Source organism: Haloarcula sp. HT12 (genome assembly GCF_055271655.1).
The window spans coordinates 223,061-241,672 of the sequence record NZ_JBUXKW010000004.1 but is presented as its reverse complement, the minus strand read 5'-3'; the positions used below and the strand labels follow the sequence as shown (position 1 = coordinate 241,672).

Annotated in this window: 17 protein-coding genes; 13 read left to right on the top strand and 4 right to left on the bottom strand. The window is 60.6% G+C overall.

The annotated features are described in order from the left end of the window. Positions 1 to 35 precede the first annotated feature (35 nt). From ACY9XZ_RS14270 to ACY9XZ_RS14225, 10 genes are all read left to right on the top strand, one after another. Positions 36 to 1,394, top strand: a complete 1,359-nt coding sequence (locus tag ACY9XZ_RS14270) for an ABC transporter substrate-binding protein (RefSeq protein ID WP_463457687.1) — start codon at positions 36 to 38, stop codon at positions 1,392 to 1,394. Between the two features lie 9 nt (positions 1,395 to 1,403). After that, complete coding sequence (locus ACY9XZ_RS14265; RefSeq protein ID WP_463457686.1) at positions 1,404 to 2,342, top strand: carbohydrate ABC transporter permease; 939 nt, start codon at positions 1,404 to 1,406, stop codon at positions 2,340 to 2,342. Continuing rightward, entirely contained in the window at positions 2,339 to 3,184 is an 846-nt protein-coding gene (locus ACY9XZ_RS14260; RefSeq protein ID WP_463457685.1) for a carbohydrate ABC transporter permease, read from the top strand. Before ACY9XZ_RS14265 ends, ACY9XZ_RS14260 begins: the two co-directional genes overlap by 4 nt. A 40-nt stretch (positions 3,185 to 3,224) precedes the next feature. Then, positions 3,225 to 4,373, top strand: coding sequence for a hypothetical protein (locus ACY9XZ_RS14255; protein ID WP_463457684.1), 1,149 nt, complete (start codon positions 3,225 to 3,227; stop codon positions 4,371 to 4,373). A 47-nt stretch (positions 4,374 to 4,420) separates the two neighbouring features. Next, positions 4,421 to 5,590: a mandelate racemase/muconate lactonizing enzyme family protein gene (locus ACY9XZ_RS14250; protein ID WP_463457683.1), complete on the top strand. Its 1,170-nt coding sequence runs from the start codon at positions 4,421 to 4,423 to the stop codon at positions 5,588 to 5,590. 49 nt (positions 5,591 to 5,639) lie between these two features. After that, positions 5,640 to 6,482, top strand: coding sequence for an SDR family NAD(P)-dependent oxidoreductase (locus tag ACY9XZ_RS14245; RefSeq protein WP_463457682.1), 843 nt, complete (start codon positions 5,640 to 5,642; stop codon positions 6,480 to 6,482). A gap of 10 nt (positions 6,483 to 6,492) precedes the next feature. Further along, complete coding sequence (locus ACY9XZ_RS14240; protein ID WP_463457681.1) at positions 6,493 to 6,867, top strand: Rid family detoxifying hydrolase; 375 nt, start codon at positions 6,493 to 6,495, stop codon at positions 6,865 to 6,867. A 1-nt stretch (position 6,868) separates the two neighbouring features. Next, positions 6,869 to 7,507, top strand: coding sequence for an HAD family hydrolase (locus ACY9XZ_RS14235; RefSeq protein WP_463457680.1), 639 nt, complete (start codon positions 6,869 to 6,871; stop codon positions 7,505 to 7,507). Positions 7,508 to 7,932: 425 nt separating this feature from the next. Then, positions 7,933 to 8,865: a DMT family transporter gene (locus tag ACY9XZ_RS14230; RefSeq protein ID WP_463457679.1), complete on the top strand. Its 933-nt coding sequence runs from the start codon at positions 7,933 to 7,935 to the stop codon at positions 8,863 to 8,865. Positions 8,866 to 9,170: 305 nt separating this feature from the next. Then, a complete protein-coding gene (locus tag ACY9XZ_RS14225) occupies positions 9,171 to 10,475 on the top strand; it encodes a dicarboxylate/amino acid:cation symporter (RefSeq protein WP_463457678.1) in 1,305 nt (434 codons plus the stop codon). 319 nt (positions 10,476 to 10,794) lie between these two features. Here ACY9XZ_RS14225 and epsC read toward each other — a convergent pair whose 3' ends face one another. Further along, positions 10,795 to 11,658, bottom strand: coding sequence for a serine O-acetyltransferase EpsC (epsC, locus tag ACY9XZ_RS14220; protein ID WP_463457677.1), 864 nt, complete (start codon positions 11,656 to 11,658; stop codon positions 10,795 to 10,797). Positions 11,659 to 11,809: 151 nt separating this feature from the next. Between epsC and ACY9XZ_RS14215 the strand changes: the two genes are divergently transcribed. Further along, complete coding sequence (locus ACY9XZ_RS14215) at positions 11,810 to 12,010, top strand: hypothetical protein (RefSeq protein ID WP_463457676.1); 201 nt, start codon at positions 11,810 to 11,812, stop codon at positions 12,008 to 12,010. Between the two features lie 39 nt (positions 12,011 to 12,049). On the opposite strand, the gene ACY9XZ_RS14210 is transcribed toward ACY9XZ_RS14215, so the two are convergent. Continuing rightward, the gene (locus ACY9XZ_RS14210) at positions 12,050 to 12,943 is read right to left on the bottom strand and encodes a bifunctional methylenetetrahydrofolate dehydrogenase/methenyltetrahydrofolate cyclohydrolase (RefSeq protein WP_463457675.1); all 894 of its coding nucleotides are present in this window, start codon (positions 12,941 to 12,943) and stop codon (positions 12,050 to 12,052) included. 311 nt (positions 12,944 to 13,254) lie between these two features. Between ACY9XZ_RS14210 and pabB the strand changes: the two genes are divergently transcribed. Both pabB and ACY9XZ_RS14200 read left to right on the top strand, forming a co-directional pair. Next, complete coding sequence (gene pabB / locus ACY9XZ_RS14205) at positions 13,255 to 14,766, top strand: aminodeoxychorismate synthase, component I (protein ID WP_463457674.1); 1,512 nt, start codon at positions 13,255 to 13,257, stop codon at positions 14,764 to 14,766. Then, a complete protein-coding gene (locus ACY9XZ_RS14200) occupies positions 14,763 to 15,335 on the top strand; it encodes an anthranilate synthase component II (RefSeq protein ID WP_463457673.1) in 573 nt (190 codons plus the stop codon). The genes pabB and ACY9XZ_RS14200 overlap by 4 nt, the downstream gene beginning before the upstream one ends. Positions 15,336 to 15,355: 20 nt before the next feature. On the opposite strand, the gene ACY9XZ_RS14195 is transcribed toward ACY9XZ_RS14200, so the two are convergent. Next, complete coding sequence (locus ACY9XZ_RS14195; protein ID WP_463457672.1) at positions 15,356 to 17,212, bottom strand: BCCT family transporter; 1,857 nt, start codon at positions 17,210 to 17,212, stop codon at positions 15,356 to 15,358. A 103-nt stretch (positions 17,213 to 17,315) separates the two neighbouring features. Beyond that, complete coding sequence (locus ACY9XZ_RS14190) at positions 17,316 to 18,566, bottom strand: NAD-binding protein (RefSeq protein ID WP_463457671.1); 1,251 nt, start codon at positions 18,564 to 18,566, stop codon at positions 17,316 to 17,318. Positions 18,567 to 18,612: the final 46 nt, after the last annotated feature.

Below are 18,612 nucleotides of genomic sequence, written 5' to 3'. Positions count from 1 at the left end.
AAGAATTATGTACATGGAAATAGGTGACATTAATGATGCAGTCCGATAACAACCGCGAGTCTATCGAAGACAGTATCGACCGCCGACAGCTCCTTCAGGCACTCGGTGCGGGCGGTGCCATTGCCATCGCTGGATGTAGCGGCGACGGCGGGAGCGGAGAGGATGGCGGCGACGGGGATAGTGGGAGCGGGAGTGACGGGGACGACGGCAACACGCAGAGCATCCAGTTCCTCACGATGGGCGTCGGGGACAACATCAAGCAGTTTTTCGATGAGAACAACGCAGCCTTCGAGGACGAATACGGGGTCAACGTGGAGTTTACCAGCGTTACGTGGGACAACGCCCGGCAAACCGTGAACAACCGGGTCGACGGAGGTGAAGCCCCTGACGTCAGTCGGTGGCCTGCGCGCTGGATCCCCCAACTCGTTGGAAAGGACGCCCTCGAACCGCTCGACGACATGATGGACGGTGAGTTCGGCGACCAGTTCTACGACGGGGTCGCCGAGGGAACGATGTACAACGGCTCACACTACGGCGTGCCGTGGGCTGCCTCGAACAAGTGCTTGTACTACAACAAGGATGTCTTCGAGACGGCCGGTCTTGATCCCGAAAACCCAGCACTCGATTCGTGGGAGGACATGCTGGATGCCGCAACGGCAATCCGTGACAGTGATGCGAGCGTGCCTGCACTGGGGCTTGCGGGGGCCGACGCCATCGAAACTGGCTCACAGTACTACCACTACCACTGGTCCCACGGGGCAGATCTCGTGAACGACGAGGGGATGCCAGTCGTGAACACCAGCGGGGCTGTCGACGCCCTGTCCTTTTACACCGATCTCCATCTGGAACACGGCGTCACCCAGTCCTCACCGCTCTCCTCGACCCGGCAGGACATCCGACAGCTCTTCGAGAACGGTGACCTCGGGATGGTCATCGGACACGTGTACACGGGACTCAACATCACCGAAGCGAAAGAAAACGGTGAGGTGGACTTCGACTACGGTATCGTTCAGGTCCCTCGCGGACCCGAGGGCCGGTACAGCCTCTTCACTATCGACACGCTCGCCATCCTGAGTCAGAGCGAACACAAGGACCTCGCACGGGACCTGATCCGGTTCTACTTCGACGAGGATCGACGGTTCGAGTACTCGAAGCAGAAAGGGTTCCTCCCCGTCACCGAAGCCGTCGGTGAGCGATCACACTTCTCGGAGTCGAAAAACTGGGGGCCGTTCGTCGAAGCGGGACAGTACGCGCGTGCCCGGCCGAAACTCGGCAACTTCAGCGAATTCAACGACCGCATGGTCCAGGCGATTCAGGAAGCACTGGCGGACCAGAAATCACCGCAGAAAGCACTCAATGACGCTCAGAGTGATCTCGAAGATGCTATGGAGTGACAGACAGGGATGAGCCTGGCAGAGGAATACACCGAGTCATCCGAACGCTCGCGTTTCGGACGCGGGATGGCCTACATCCAGCAAAACAGCCGTGCGTATCTCCTTATCACTCCCGCGGCCCTGTTCTTACTGGCCGTCGTCGGGTACCCGATTATCGAGACGTTTCGGCTGTCACTGTACCAGTCTCCTGCCGATTCAAACATCGAGACCTTCGTCGGGCTACAGCATTACGTCGAAATATTCAACAGTGACATCTTCTATCGGTTGCTCTGGCAGACCGGTCGCTGGGTCGTCGCCGGTGTCGTCGGGAAGACGGTTCTGGGACTGCTCATAGCCGTTCACCTCAAGGGAGATATTCGCGGCCGGAAGTTCTTCCGGACGGCGTTTCTCATCCCGTGGGGGATTCCCTACGCCATCTCAGCGGTCGTGTTCCGGTGGATAGAGCATCCCCAGTTCGGCTATCTCAACGCCATCCTGCTGAAACTCGGTGTCATCGAACAGGGCATCGGTATTCTCGGAAACCCGAGTATCGCGTGGCTCGGTGTCGTCGTCGCCGATATCTGGATCGGAACGCCGTTCATGGCGATTATCTTCCTCGCGGGGCTCCAGTCGATACCACAGGAACTGTACGAAGCGGCCGCCATCGACGGGGCAGAGAAGTGGCATCAGTTCCGGTATATAACCTTGCCACAGCTGAAAAGCGTCGTCCTGATCGCCACGCTACTGTCGACGATCTGGACGTTCGTCAGTTTCGACGTCATCTGGACGATGACCGGCGGCGGGCCGATAAGCTCCACCGCGACGCTGGTCATCCACATCTATGAGGTCGGGCTCCAGAACGGGAACCTCGGACGCGGGGCCGCATACAGCGTCATCGGGTTCCTGTTCCTGCTCGTGTTCGCGATCATCTACCTGCGCATCTACACGCGCGGAGGTGACGAGCTATGACCATGGCCGGTCACGACCGGAGCAGCCTCCGCAAAGTCCGCCTCTATGGCGTACTGATAGCGCTGCTCGGGCTGATGATGTTGCCGTTCTACGCGATGTTCTCGAGCACGCTCAAACCCGAGTCGGAAATCTTCGCTGCACCGGCGACACTGGTCCCCAGCGACCCCAGCATCCAGGCCTACGTCGAGGTCTGGACGCAGACCGACGTGCTTCTCTGGGTCGGGAATAGTTTCATTATCTCGGTCGGAACAGTGGTCTTGACGCTTCTGCTGGCGATACCGGCCGCGTACTCGTGTGCCCGGAACGACTTCGTGGGGAAGCGGACGTTCCTCCTCTCAGTGCTTGTCGTTCAGATGTTCGCGCCCGTCGTATTGATCGTCGGGCTGTTCGACGTCATCACGCAGCTGGGGCTGTTTAACACCTATCTCGCCGTGATCGTTCCGGCAGCGGCGTTCACGCTGCCGTTCAACGTCTGGATGCTGTACGGGTATTTCAAGACCATACCCGTTGCGCTTGAGGAATCGGCACGCATCGACGGGGCGAGCCAACTGCAGATCCTCACGAAGATCGTGTTGCCCCTGACCAAGCCGGCGTTGGTGGCCAGCATCACCTACACGTTCCTCTACGCGTGGAACAGGCTCCTGTTCGTGCTCACCTTCCTCACCGACAGTGCGAAGTACAACATCCCACGCGGCGTGTTCTCGATGGTCGGCGCACTGCAGACCGACTGGCGGATGATGCTCACCGTCTCGGTTATCGGTATCATTCCGCTGTTGATCCTGTTTGCCTTCTTAGAGGAGTATATCGTCGCTGGGATGACGGCCGGGGCCGTCAAGGAGTAACCCCCTCTAGTTTTATTATCGCGGCGGGAGTTCTCGGCGTATGGAATTTGCGACGTGGGCGTATCCATGGGATATTCTGGACGAGGGCCCAGTGAGAGTAGAGGAGCGATTGCTGGATATCGGCGTCAGCGAAATTACCCTTGCAACGAATTATCACACCGTTCAGGCCTTCACGCCGCACAATCCGGAGCGGCGAACACTGTTTGCCCGCGCAAGCTCGTATTTCGACCCCGGCCCGGAATACGGAGAACTCGAACCGGTACCATACGAAGGGATGGAGGGGGACTGGGTAGCGGACGCCGCCGCCGGTCTATCGGATCTGACGCTCAATTCCTGGACGGTCGGCTGCCACAACTCCCGACTCGGGATGGACAACCCCGACTGGACGCTCGAATCCGCACACGGTGACGATCTCGTCTTCGGCTTGTGTCCCTCCCAGCCCGCAGTCCAGACGTATCTCACGGAGCTGGTCTCGGACCTGGCGTCCCGCGATGCGTTCGCCCGTATCGAACTGGAGACGTTCGACTACTTCTACGGGACGGGCTTCGGGTGGCATCACCAGAAGATTCACGCGCGGCTGGGGGCGCTCGGAGAGTTCCTGCTCGGGCTGTGTTTCTGTCCGGCGTGTCGGACGAATGCGGAGGCAGACGATATCGACGTCGAGCGGGCACGTAAGACAGTGGCAAACACACTGGACGGGATCATCGCGGGCGAGGTTCCGTACGACCGTTCGCCGGAAACCTGGCTCGCCGACCACAGTACCGTCGCCGCATACGTCGATGTCCGGGAACGGACACTGGCGTCACTGTACGCCGCGCTGGCTGACGCCGCTGGATCGACACCGCTTGGGTACTACGTCGGCGCACCGGAGCCCGGCCGTGAGTGGATGGCGGGGGCCGACCTACAGGCACTCTCAGAGCACGTCGATTACTACTGTCTCCCGGCGTACGAGTCAACCAGCGAGGAGGTCATAGAAGCGTACAACAGCGTTGTGTCGATAGTCGAAGACGTACCACTCCACGTCGGTCTCTTGCCGGGGCATCCGGTTATCCACGACGAGGCGACCGTTGTCGATATCGTCCAGACGCTCAAGTCGAACGGGGTACCGCGGCTCTCGTTTTATAACTACGGGCTGTTGCCGGAGCGGTCACTGGAGTGGGTCGGAACTGCAATCGATGCAGTGAACTGAGCGGGTGAAGCGGTAGTTTGATATCCGCTCCCGAACGACGGGGTAGCATGGAGATAACCGGCGTGTCAGCGGTAACTGTAGATGTGCCGTTGGCCGACCTCGATGAACACCTCGGAATCGGGCCGTATGTAACCAACCACGGGCAATTACACTCGATGGAACGCGTTCTCGTGCGTGTCGACACGGACGAGGGTATCAGTGGCTGGGGGGAGATGCGTGTCTTCCTCTCGCCGGCAGCCACGGAGTCGATTATCGAAGACGGCGTTGGACCGATGGTCCAGGGGCAGTCACCGTTCGAGATCGAGCGGCTCCGCCGACAGGTGTTCGTCGAGTACACCAACGTGGATATGTTCTTTGCCGCTGTCGAAACAGCCTGCTGGGACATCGTCGGCAAGGCCCTCGATAAGCCGGTGTACGAGCTTCTCGGCGGGTGGACAGCACCGACACAGGGGGCTCAGCAACACCGACAGAACGTCGAGGGCAACAGTACTGCACCGACTGATGTTCCCGTCGCGTTCTGCCTTGGTATTCTCTCGCCCGACGAGTCCCGTATCAAGGCCCGAGAAGCGTTCGAAGACGGCTTTAGCGTCCTCAAAACGAAGGCGGGGCGGGACTGGCGACAGGATGTCGAGCGAATCAAAGCTATGCACGACGAAGTCGACGGGCAGCTGGAGTTTCGACTGGACCCGAACCAGGGTTGGACGCTCGAGCAGGCAGTTCGTGTCGGTGCGATGCTCGAAGACGAGAACATCTACCTGCAGTACATGGAACAGCCGATCCGAGTGGATTCACACACGTCACTGGCTCGACTCCGACAACGGCTCCGACAGCCAATCGCTCCCAACGAGGATACGTATATCTCTCATAATCTGCAATCGCTTATCGAAGCTGGCGCGATGGATGTCGGCGTTATCGACCTGACCCCAGCCGGTGGTATCAGCGGTATTCGCCAGCAAGCCGCTATACTCGAAGACGCCGGAGTCCCCTTTACCCACCACTGTGCGTTCGACCTGGGGATTCGAACTGCGGCGATTCTCCACGCCTTCACCGGCATCCCGGGCTTTTCGTTGCCCCCGGATTCGACGTATTATGGCTGGGAAGCAGACATCATCGAAGCCCCGTTCGAAGTCAGCGATGGTTGCCTCCCAGCACCGGAGGGCCCCGGACTTGGCATCACTGTCGACGCGGACGCCGTCGAAGAGTATCGAATCACATGAGCGGGCAAGAGCAAGTTTCAATAGGGCAGCTTCCGATGGTGACCCTGTCATGGTAGAGCTATCGCTAGCGGACCGACCGGCCATCGTGACTGGGGCGTCGCGGGGTATCGGGCGCGAAATCGCAGCCCGGTTCGCCCAGGCGGGCGGCGACGTCGTCGTCTGCTCGCGCACCTACGAGGACGTTGAAGCGGTTGCGACGGAACTAACGGACGCACACGATGGCCGCGTCGTTCCGGTCGAATGCGATGTCACGGACCGAGCGGCGGTACAGGACCTCGTCGACACGACCATCGAGGAGTTCGGCGACATCCGCGTGCTTGTGAACAACGCCGGTGGCGCAGACGAGTCCGCCAACGTGTTACACCGCTGTGACGAGGAGACGTTCGAGTCGATGGTCGACCTGAACCTGAAGAGTCAGTTCCTCCTGAGCAAGGAGGTACTGCCGGCGATGGTCGCCGCTGGCGGCGGGTCGATAATCCATATGGGCTCGGTCAACGGCCTGTTCGGTATCGGCCTTTCGGGGTACTCTGAGGCGAAAAGTGGGCTCCTGGCTCTCTCCCGGAACATTGCTGCACACTACGGTCAGCACGGGGTCCGCTCGAACGTTATCTCGGCAGCGACCATCGAGACAGCGAACAGGCGAGCAGAGATGGAAAACACCGAGGAACGGACCGGAGGAACGAGCGCCAGAGAGCGGTGGCTCGACCAGTATCCGCTCGGTCGGTTCGGCACGCCGAGAGAGGTCGCCGATACGACCCTGTTCCTCGCCTCCGAAATGTCGAGTTTCGTCACCGGCGAGAACCTGGTACTTGATGGAGGATTGACGACGAGTCTGCCGACATCGTTCATCAACGAGATATACGACGCGGACGACCAGCCGTCTACCAACTAACAAACTACCCATGGAAGAACTAACAACCGACGACGCACCTGACAGCATCGGCCCGTACTCACAAGGTATCGCTAGCGGAGACCGGATCTATGTTTCCGGGCAAGGCCCAGTCGATCCGGACACCGGCGAGGTTGTCCCGGACACGCCCGAAGAGCAGACCCGACGGACGCTCCAGAATATAGCGGCGATTCTACAGGCCGGGGGCGCCTCGCTCGACGACGTCGTGAAAGCGACAGTGTTTGTGAGCGATATGCGGTACTACGATGAGGTGAATGCGGTTTACGGTGAACTCATGTCGCCTCCCTATCCCGCTCGAAGTGCTGTGGAAGTCGTCAAACTGCCGGTGGATATCGACGTCGAGATAGAGGTTATCGCAGAACGGTAACATGTCACAGCTAGTAGTCTTCGACCTCGACGGGACACTCACTCGACAACGCGGTGGTTTCGAGTTGTTACACACGCTCTACGGCACGACATCGGAGGGTGATGCGCTGATGGATCGATACGAATCGGATCAGATCACATTTGCGGAATGGTGTCGAGGGGCAGTCGACGTGTGGCGAGTCAACGGTGTCACCGAGTCGGACATCAACCGTGCGATTCAAGCTGTCAAACCTAAATCGGGAGCTATCGAACTACTCACCCAACTACAGCAAGCAGGGATTCGATTCGGAATACTCAGTGCCGGGGTCGCAAACCTCGCGACACCGTTCGAACGATTCGAGCCAGCGTTTGTTCGCGGGAACTGGCTTCAGTTCGAGGATGGACAGCTCTCGGGCATCGATGTCGGTGTTGGACCCGATCAGAAAGGACAGATACTGAGAACGATACGTTCCGCACAGAACCCTGAATCGATCACATATATCGGCGATTCCCACACTGATACGGAAGCGTTCATCGAGGCAGATACCGCGGTGTTGTTCGATCCAGATGAGCGGGTTCCCGAAACAGCAATTGACGCAGCGGATACAATCATTGAACAGGATAGTCTGGAGAGTATTCAAACACATATTTCGGGATCTTAGATCCATATATCAGAGATTCATATATAATTTCTCATCTACTTGTGCATATATTAGCATATCTAGCATAATATGGAGAGAGGTCGACTTTTTCCCATCTCAGAGAGAATATTTTGTCACTAAGCTACCGGCCTGGTTTGAACTTCGGCCAGAGATGCCAACACAATAACTGGAGAGTTGTTGATTGATGCTTTGGAAACGAGTTGTCAACCATCATCCGACCCAAACCCCACCAATCATCTTGGACGGAAATGGTGGAAGTCCCGGAAGGTTGCTCACCGCCGCAATATCACAATCCGAGAGATTCCCGATAGATCCGTGCTAACCGTCATCACTGCATCAAGTGCTATGAAACAGTGGCACGCCGTCCAGCAATTTGCGACGCGCTTCGACGGCTCTTTTACCGTCGGGTGGTGACCGGCAACTGAATGAGTCGCTACCGAACGACCGGTTGCTTTCTCCTGTTGTCTGCAATCTGGGGCACCGCATTCATGGCGACAGATGTCGGGCTCGCAGACCTGCCACCGGTACCGTTTGCCGCCGTCCGCTTTGACATCGCCACTGTTCTCCTGTTTGCCGCGTTGGCCGTCACTGATTCTCTGGAACGGCCACATACTCGTGACGACTACGCGTACGTCATCGTGGGCGGTGCGCTGATGATCGGAGCGCATCACGCGTTCCTGTTCGCCGGGCAACAGTACGTCACCGGGGCCGTCGCCGCCGTCCTGCTCGGTCTCGTCCCCGTTGTGACGCCCGCGCTGGCCAGGCTCGCGTCCAGCGACGATACGTTTACCACAAACACTGGCGTCGGCGTCATACTCGGCTTTGCCGGCGTCGTCGTCATTGCTGACCCTGATCCGGCGAACCTGCTGGCCAGTACCATCGGGATCGCGCTCGTGTTCGCGGCGGCGCTGTCGTTTGCTATCCCGGCCGTCATCACGCACGACACCAGCCCGTCGATGTCGTTTCTCGGCACACAGGCGTGGCTGATGGCAATCGGGGCCGTCGTCCTCCACATCGGCGTCCTCGCGCTCCCCGGACAGTCCTTTGCGGACGCATCGTGGACGCTGTCCGCATTTGCGGCGCTTCTCTATTTATCGGCTGTCGCCGGGATCGGTGGGTTCGTGCTGTACTTCCGGCTACTGGAGGAGCTTGGCCCCATCGAGATGAGTTTCGTCGAGTACGTCATCCCCCTGTTCGCCGCGCTTGCCGGCTGGCTCGTCCTCGGCCAGCCGGTCACGCTCGCCACCGTCGGTGGGTTCGCGTGTATCCTGATGGGGTTCATCGCGGCGAAGTGGACAGCGTTGCGAGCCGAACTGCGTCGGGTCGTCGAGCCGACAACCGGGCCACCGGCCGACTGACCGACCGTGGTGCGCAGGCCGTCACTGAAACTCGGGCCGCCCTGTTCGGTCCAAGAAAAGCGACAGTCAAGCGGAAAACAGCAAGAATGACCGACAGGCAGGAGTGACAGCGCCACCGCGCTTTTGAAAACGAGCGAATTACAACCGGTATTTCGCTATCTTTTCAGCGAATCAGCGCCGGCGCTTGCTGTTTGCCGATAAACTAGTCTGCAAACGGAACCTTCTAAGAGAAAGACGCATCATAGCCGCGTGCACATACTGGCGGAGCTGACGGGTTTTTATCACTCCACCCGTTGCCGTGTAGTATGATCCAACCCATTCGCACTCTCTGGAGCCGGTATCGGTCCGTCCCGCTCATTTGGCGTATCTTCGTCGCCTTCATACTGGGCTCAGGTGCCGGTCTGGCCTTTGGAGACCAGATGGCCGTCGTCAAACCGATAGGTGATCTCTTCCTGCGACTGCTCAACATGCTGGTCATCCCGATCATCGTCTTCACGCTGCTTACCGGTATTCGGCAGCTCTCGCCCGCGAAATTAGGGAAGATCGGGGGTGCGACAGTCGGTCTCTATGCGCTGACAACGACCCTCGCAGGCATCATCGGCCTCGCCGTCGCAAACGTGCTCCAGCCCGGCCGCGGGATCGAGTTCGGCGGCGGTGAGGCGCAATCGAAAGCGCCACCATCGTTACTGGACGTCGTTCTCGGTATCGTGCCGAACAATCCCGTCGCGGCGCTTGCGGAGGGGAACCTGCTGGCGACGGTTTTCTTCGTCATCGTGTTCGGAATCGCGCTGACGTACGTCCGCGCCCAGCAGGACGCGCTCGCGGACAGTGTCGATTCGGTGTTCGAGGCCTTCGAGGTGGGTGCCGAAGCGATGTTCGTCATCGTTCGGGGCGTCCTCGAATTCGGCGTGCTCGGCGTGTTCGCGTTGATGGCGTCCGGGATCGGTACCGAAGGCATCGGGCTGTTCTCCTCGCTCGGTGAGCTCGTGTTGGCAGTCGCTATCGCAATCGTCATTCACATCGGCTTCACCTATCTCGTTCTCCTGATGGGCGTGGTCGTCGACGTGTCGCCGATCGCGTTCCTCAGCGGGGCGAAGGACGCGATGGTGACCGCGTTCGCGACTCGGTCCTCAAGCGGGACGCTTCCCGTCACGATGCGCAATGCGGACGAAGACCTGCAGATCGCTGAGCGGGTGTATTCCTTTACCCTCCCGGTCGGTGCAACGGCGAACATGGATGGGGCCGCCATCCGACAGGCAGTCACCGTAATGTTCGCCGCGAACGTCGTCGGACAGCCCCTGGTGCTTACTGAACAGGTCTTCGTCTTGATCGTGGCTGTCCTCATCAGCATCGGAACCGCCGGCGTTCCGGGAGCAGGCATCGTCATGCTCACCGTGATTCTCACACAGGTCGGCCTCCCGCTGGAGGTCGTAGGGTTCGTCGCCGGCGTCGACCCCATACTCGGACGGATTGCGACGATGAACAACGTCACCGGCGACCTCGCTGTTTCGACCGTCGTCGGGAAGTGGAACGACGGTCTCGACCTCGATGCGGGTGTCTGGTCGCAAAACCTGCGCGGAGCCGCGGACTTCGTCCCTGGTGACGATTAGGGATTGTCAGCTGTAGCGATTGAAACGCCATAGTGTTCGCGAGAGCGCCGCAGCGTCGAGAAATCAACCGCACGAGTCGTAGAGACTAATGCTGGTACAGTTGTTATTTCACCCTATAACAGAGAGAGCACGTGACTGTACTTATTCCGGCTGTATCAGTGGACGTTCCGAGTACACCAGTCGGCATCTGTTGTCACCACTGAAATTCAATTTGCAGCTGCGGCACGGCTGCGTTATGGTCGGTGTGTAAACCGTTGGGATTGTAAATAGAGACCAGGCTTTGGGGTCTGCGGGGTCCGAGAGGTCGAGCGGTCCCGATTTACTTGGTTCGTTTCCGTTCCTGTGTCGGATGGTCTGTGACGTACACTTTCGTCTCGTCAGGAACATCCTCGGTGACCCAGGAGTTCGCGCCGATACTGACGTGGTCGCCGACGCTGATGGCACCCAGGACCTTCGTGCCCGCACCGATAACGACGTGGTCGCCGATATCCGGGTGTCGTTTGTACCCCTTTTTTAGTCTGTGTTCGTCGCTCTCGTCGGCCTCGAAGTGGAGCGCCCCGAGCGTCACGTCCTGATAGAGACGGACCCACTCACCGACGGTTGTCGTTTCACCGATGACGACACCGGTGCCGTGGTCGATGAAGAAGTAGTCGCCGATCTCAGCGCCGGGGTGGATATCGATGCCGGTCTCGGTCTTTGCGTATTCGGTGAGTTCACGAGCGTACTCGGAGGCACCGGCCTCATAGAGAGTGTGTGCGACTCGTTGGACCAGTATCGCCATGAACCCCGGATAGGACCGGATTATCTCCATGTGCGTTTTCGCCGCCGGATCGCCTTTGAACGCGGCTTCGACGTCTTTCTTGAGTCGCGTGCGAACCGCTGGGAACTGGTCGATGACGGCGTCGACTGTCTCAGCGGGATCAGATCCTGAGTACGGTCTGATACCGGCAAAGAAGAGGCCGCCAAGGGTGTCGAGACGGTCCAGCACGGCGAGTTCGTCCCGGACCAGTTCAGCGGCGTTCCAGCATGTCGGGAAGAACAGTCGCTTGAGGATGTCGACTTCCGGCCTTCTGTGTTCCCGCCGCGGAAACTCCATCTGAGTCTGTGTGGGGAACGGTTCTTCATCGGCCTGATACGCCTCGAACAGTTCCGTGTGCGTCTCGCCCGTGTAACAGTAGTCCATATCGGATGGTGGGCCTGAACCACCTTAGTTTTGAAACAACAACTGTCTGTTTCGGTACACGTTGTGTTCTCGCCGGTGTAGCAGCAGTGAAAACTGACAGAACCAAACCCCGAGAGATAGTTATTTGATACTGGCTTGTCAGCAACTCCGTATGAACGGCGAGTGCTACTTCTGCCACGGTATCGTTTCACCACCGGAAGAAGGCCACATCTGGCTACGCGGGCACAACAGCCACGAGGTGTACATGCACGAACAGTGTGCCAGCGGTCACAACGTCATCGAAGGGGGGCAGAACTCGGCGGGTGAACTCCTGATTACGTGTCCGGAATGCGGCGAAGTCGAAACCCTGTAGTAGCCCCACACAGCCCAGCGGACAGCCAGCGGTCCCAGCCTACGGGAGTGTGATATCCACACCGGACTGGAGGCTGGCCGCTTTCACGGTGTTGTACATCAGCATCGCTATGGTGAGCGGACCGACGCCGCCCGGGACCGGCGTGATGGCGTCCGCCTTCGCTTTCGCGCTCTCGAAGTCCACGTCCCCGACGAGCTCGTACCCTTTGTCGGTGTCCGCGTCGACGCGGTTGATACCCACGTCGATGACTGTCGTGCCGTCCGAGAGCATCGACCCGTCGATCATTTCCGGCACGCCGGCGGCGGCAATCACGATGTCAGCGTTACGGGTCTTCTCACCTAAGTCGTCGGTTCGGGAGTGACACACGGTCGTCGTCGCGTTCCCGCCCGGCCCGTACTGGATCAGCAGGTTCGCCATCGGTTTACCGACGATGTCCGAGCGGCCGACGACGACGGCGTCTTTCCCCGCCGTCTCGACACCGGTTTCGGCCAGTATTTTCTGGATTCCATGCGGTGTACATGGCTTGTATCGCGCGTTTCCCGCGACGAGCCGGCCGACGTTTTCCGGATGAAATCCGTCGACGTCTTTCATCGGGTCGATGCGATCCAATACGTCGCGTTTGGGCACGTGGTCAGGGACCGGCATCTGGACGAGGATTCCGTGGACGGCCGGGTCCGCGTTCAGGTCGTCGATGGTCGAAAACAGCGCCTCGGCCGGTTCGTCCGCGCTGATCTCGTGATGGAACCCCTCGATGCCGATCTCCTCACAGGCCCGCTGTTTCATCGAGACGTACGTTTCACTCGCGCCGTCGTCGCTCATCAACACTGTCGCCAATCCTGGTGTGACACCCTCACTGATGAGTGTGTCCGTACACGCTGTGACACCCTCTCTGATCCGGTCGCCGATCTCGTTACCGTCGATTATCGTGGTCATGGTTACTGTGTTCGCTATCGACCCGGGATTCCCCGACCAGGCGTTCGAGCGTCGAAACCACTGCCGGACTGTCGGGGTCGGGCAAGCGTTCGATATCCCTCTCAACCCCTGCCGGAATAGTAGGTGATGCGGAATAGTTCGACCCTTGAAATGATATCGGTTATTCGTCCAGTGGGCAACCACAAGCGGTCGACAATTCAACAGTATATTCCACAGATGGGCGAAGCACCGAAGGTTTTTGTCCGGACCCGTGGTTCATCTACACAACCACATCGAGGGGCGCGAGCCTCTCGTCCGGGAGCAACTGTACTATGAGTGAGATCCGGTTCAGCACCGACAAAGAATCGTTCGTCGAAACTGCAAGGACGGCAGCCGACGGCGCTCGCGTCCCGGTCGAAGCGCGCGTCACAGTCGCTGATCCGTTCGAGGCGTATCGCCGCGCCCGGGACGGGAGCACAGACGGTTTCTACCTCGAAACGACCGGCGGGCAATCGGGCTGGGGGTACTTCGGCGTCGATCCGGTCGAGCAGATCGAAGTCCCGGAAGGGGCAACACCCGCAGATGCCGACGGTAGTCCGAGCATCGAAACCATCGACGAGCTACTCGACCGTGAACAGCTGGAACGCGGTGGCTGTACCGTTCCGTACCCGTGTGGCGCGTTCGGTTGGCTGTCCTACGACGTGGCGAGGGAGCTCGAAGATATCCCCGAGACGACCGTTTCCGACGGGCTCCCACGGCTCCAGCTGGGCGTGTTCGACTGCGTCGCCGCGTGGGAGGAGCCACACGACGGGGATGTTGAAATGCACGTGACAGCGTGTCCCATCGTCGACGGGTCGCCCGAATCGGCGTTCGAGCGCGGCCGTGAGATGGCCCGCGAGCTGGCACAGGCCGCCCTCAGCGGTGACAGACACGTCCAGTCCCAGCCGACCGCTGCGAGGCAGGCCACCTTCGAAAGCGAGTGCGGCGAGGCGGCGTTCGCTGACCGCGTCCGGCAGATAAAACAGTACGTCAGGGACGGCGACACATTCCAGACAAACGTCTCACACCGACTGACCGCCCCGGCGGCCGTCCACCCGGTCGACACCTTCGAGGCTGTCCGACGAGTGAACCCCGCCCCGTACTCGGCCCTGCTCGAGTTCCCCGGTGTCGACCTCGTGAGCGCGAGCCCGGAACTGTTGCTGGACGTCGATGGCGACCAGTTGCTCACGGAGCCGATTGCCGGCACGCGCCCGCGCGGCGCAACGCCGGCTGCAGACGAGGAACTGGAGGCGGACCTCTGCAGCGACGAGAAGGAGCGGGCCGAACACGCGATGTTGGTCGACCTCGAACGCAACGACCTCGGGAAGGTCAGCGAGTACGGGTCCGTCGACGTCGCCGAGTACCGCCGCGTCGACCGGTATTCGGAGGTGATGCACCTCGTCTCACTCATCGAAGGGGAGTTGCGCGACGACGTGAGCATTGCCGATGCGGTTGCGGCGGTGTTCCCCGGCGGGACTATCACCGGGGCACCGAAACCGCGGACGATGGAGATTATCGACGAGGTGGAGACGACGCGGCGGGGGCCCTACACCGGCAGCATCGGCGTGTTCGGCTTCGACGACAGAGCGACACTGAACATCACCATCAGGACACTGGTTCGCTACGACGGCGAGTACCGGCTCCGGGTCGGGAGCGGTATCGTACACGATTCCGTGCCGGAAGCCGAATATCGGGAGACGCTGGACAAGGCTCGCGCGCTCGTCACCGCCGTCGACGAGGCGCTCGGCGAACAGGGGTCGTTCGCGGTCGAATCCGGGACCGAACCGATGGAGGGGATGCGATGATACTCATCATCGACAACTACGACTCCTTCGCCTACAACCTGGTCCAGTACGTCGGCGAGTTCGACGACGTGACCGTCCGCCGGAACGACGCCATCGACGTGGACGGCATCCGCGAACTCGACCCGGACGGCATCGTCGTCTCGCCGGGTCCTGGAACGCCAGCGGAGGCTGGCGTTTCAATCGACGTGTTCTCCGAGACTGAGTACCCGGCGCTTGGCGTCTGTCTCGGCCATCAAGCACTCTGTGCCGCCCACGGAACGCCCGTCGGCCACGCGCCGGACGTGGTCCACGGCAAGCCCTCGGAAGTCCGCCACGACGGGACAGGAGTGTACGACGGCATCGACGACCCGTTCGAGGTCGGGCGGTATCATTCGCTGGCTGTCGAAGCCACGGACCTCCCGGATGCGCTCGAAGAAACGGCCCACACGAACGACGAGCAGGGTATCGTCATGGGCGTCCAACACGCCGAGAAGCCCCACATCGGCGTCCAGTTCCACCCCGAGAGCATCCTCACCGATGCCGGGAAACAGTTGGTCGAGAACTTCTGTACCGGGATCGCTGAGGCCTGAAACCGCAGCGACCGCGCGATCTATTTCTTTTCCGGTGGGTCCACATCGTGATGCGTCTGGATGTCCGGCAGTTTTCTGACGGCACGTCTGACGAGAGACGTGTGGTCCTGTTCGTCCCGATACCAGGTCACCGTCAGCCCACCGACAGCTACGAGCGATATCACGGCGAACGGGCCGCCAGCCAGAACAGCCAGGGCCTGTAACGTCTCAGCGCCCCCGAGAAGTAACACCGAGACGGCGACCGCACCCTGGAAGACGCCCCAGAAGACGATATGCGTCGCCGACGGTGCCATCCCCCGTCGCGTCGCCAGAACGGAAACGACGAGCGTCGAGGTATCCGCTGACGTGGTCATGAACACGATGATGAGCGCGAGGAACAGGAACATCAGGAGCTGTCCCAGAGGCAACGACGCGAACAGCGGGAACCCGGCGACAGCCTCCGAACCGCCACGCTGTGCGATAGCGGCGAGAATATCGGCCCGGCCCGTCTGCTGGATGAACAGTGACGTGCCACCGAGCAGCAGGAACCAGACCATCGTCGCCGCCGAGGTTGCGACGACGCTCGTGAACACAACGGTCCTGACCCGCCGACCGCGGGAGAGGGCTGCGACGAACAGCCCCGCGAAGGGAGCCCATGAGAACCACCACGACCAGTTCCAGACGGTCCACTCCGCGACCCACTGCCCGCCAGTGTGGAGGCTCAACGGAACGAATTCCACCACGTAGGTCCCGAGTGCCTGCGTCCCTCGCCGGAGGATGAACGACCGTGGACCGACGGCGACGATGAGGAGCGCGAACAGGCCGAACAAGACGATGTTGAGACCGGCGATGCGACGGATGCCGCGGTGAATCCCGGTGGCGCTGGAGACCACGAATATCAGCGTCAATCCGCCGACGAACAGGACCGGTCCGACTTCACCGGCCGCTACGTCCCACTGGTAATTGATACCGACCAGGAACTGCTCGCTCACCAGCGCGACCGAGGTGGCGATGCCGCCGATAGTGGCGAAGACGGCCAGCGTGTCGACTAGCTTGGCCCACACCGAATCCAGCCCGTCAACGCCGAGCACCGGTGCCAGCACCGTCGAGACTCGGAGCGGAGCGCCCCGCGTGAACGCGAAGTACGCTATCGGAACGCCGATCACGGCGTACGCGCTCCAGGCCGATACGCCCCAGTGGAAAAGGGTGTACACCAGCGCGCCGTTGATAGCGTCCGACGACCCGGCGGCAGCCCCGATGTAGGGCGGCGGCTGGTCGAAGTGAAACAGAGCCTCAGTGGGTCCCCAGAACACCAGTCCGGCCGCGATACCAGCGGTGAACACGAGTGTAAAGTACGTCGGATAGGTGTAGCTGGGCTCCGTCTCCGGACCGCCCAGCTTGATGTCGCCCCAGGGCCCAACCAACAGGAACAGGCAATAACAGACCGAGAGGAAGACGGCGGCGAGAAACAGCGGTCCACCACCACGCAGGACCGTGGCCGCTGCCGCGTCAACGGCATCGGTCGTCCGTGTCGGGAACGCGACCTGAAGCCCGAAGAACGCGGCGAACACGAGCACCGGGAACGTGAGGATCGCTGGTTCGTGCTGTGTGAGAAATTCGCGGACGGCCCGCCGGACATCGGTCCGGCGGACGCGAAGGAGGACATCGGCCGCCGCCGGTGCCGTGTTGTCTTCGGAGTACGGAAGTAGCGCGATGTAACACAGTCCCGAGCTGAAAAACACGAGGGCGATTGTCAGCCACGCCGGGCCGGTCACGGCTTCGCCGACGAGCGTCGGAAAGAAGAATCCCGCGAGTACGAGCGCCCCGGACGCGGCACACAGTGGAACCAGTACCCGGCCGACGATCTCCGCAATGCCACTGGCGTCCGAGGTGGCCATACCCCGATATTCGGTATCGAATACATATATTACTATCCCATATCACGCATCAAATTGAGATCAGAGAGTCTCGATGCTGTCGATGACAAGCTTCGGGAGCAGGTCAATCGGAGGCGTCGGTTTCGGTCCTATCGCCGTCCGTCTCGATCCCGTCCAGCAGTGATTCGGTTGACCCGCGGCCCAGCACCGACTGCCCCAGGAGTCGCCCGCCGATAGAGCGGGGGTTGATAACTTCGTCTGCACCGACCGAACGGAACTTCTCGACGTGTTTCTCGTCGGTTGCCGCCGCGACCGTTCGGATGTCCGGATTAACGTTTTTCGTTGCGATGACTGCGAGCACGTCGCGTGCGTCGTCGTTACTTCCCACCACAACGCCGCTTGCCGACCCGACGCGTGCGTCCCTGAGGACATCCTCGTCGGTGGGGTCCCCGGTGAGCAGATTCACGCCTTCGCCCTGCAGCGACGCGACCGTTCCCTCGTCGGGCGTGACGACGACGACTTCCGTCTCGTCGCCCAGTTCGTCGAGCAGCGATGCCGTAACGTCTCCGTACCCCAGAACCACCACGTGGTCCTCGAGAAGTGTGAGTTCTGATGCAGTCATGACTCCGAACGCTGTCGCCATTCTGGACTCGATGGCCGGTCCGATGAGCGCGCCCACGGCGACGGTGAACGCGCCGGTCCCGAACAGGATGATCGAGAGCGAAAACCACCGTGCTTCCGCTGTCACGGGTGTAATATCTCCGTAGCCGACCGTCGCGATGGTGACGACGACGTAGTAGACGGCATCGCCCCAACTGTCGAGTTCGAGAAACTGGCCCCGCAACCCGTAGGCACCCACAGTGCCGTAGAGAATGACCCCGAAAATCGCCGATAGCGACGCGATCTGAATCGGCGAGAGGTCGAGCGACTGGTCGAACCGGTGTCGGTTTCGGACCAGCAACGGGTACGTGACCAGCGTCATCACCAGCAGAGGGATGTCCGTGGGCTGAAACGTGGCAAGGGGCAGCAGTACCAGTCCGAGAAGGACGACAGTCGCAACACGCCAGGCCAGCCGTTTCCGCCGCTGGAGCCCGACCGTTACGATTCCGAGAACGAACGCGAACAACACGCCACCGAACCGAACAAAAACCAAGGGGAGGTCGACAACCGCAGTCAGGGGACCAACGAGGGCGAGCGACGCCTGGCTGAGGTTCGAAAGCCCGGTCACGAACGCCAGGAGTGCGACAACGCCGGTCAGGACGACCGTCGGCTTCGCGCCGGAGAACTCGTCCCACTCGACGAACGGGATCCTGTCGGCCGGATAGAACACGTCCTCGAGTGTCCGGTCCGGTGAATCGTCCGGGACGTTAGCCATTACCATACGTTTGTTGGAGTTGATATAAAAAAGCACACGACCGATG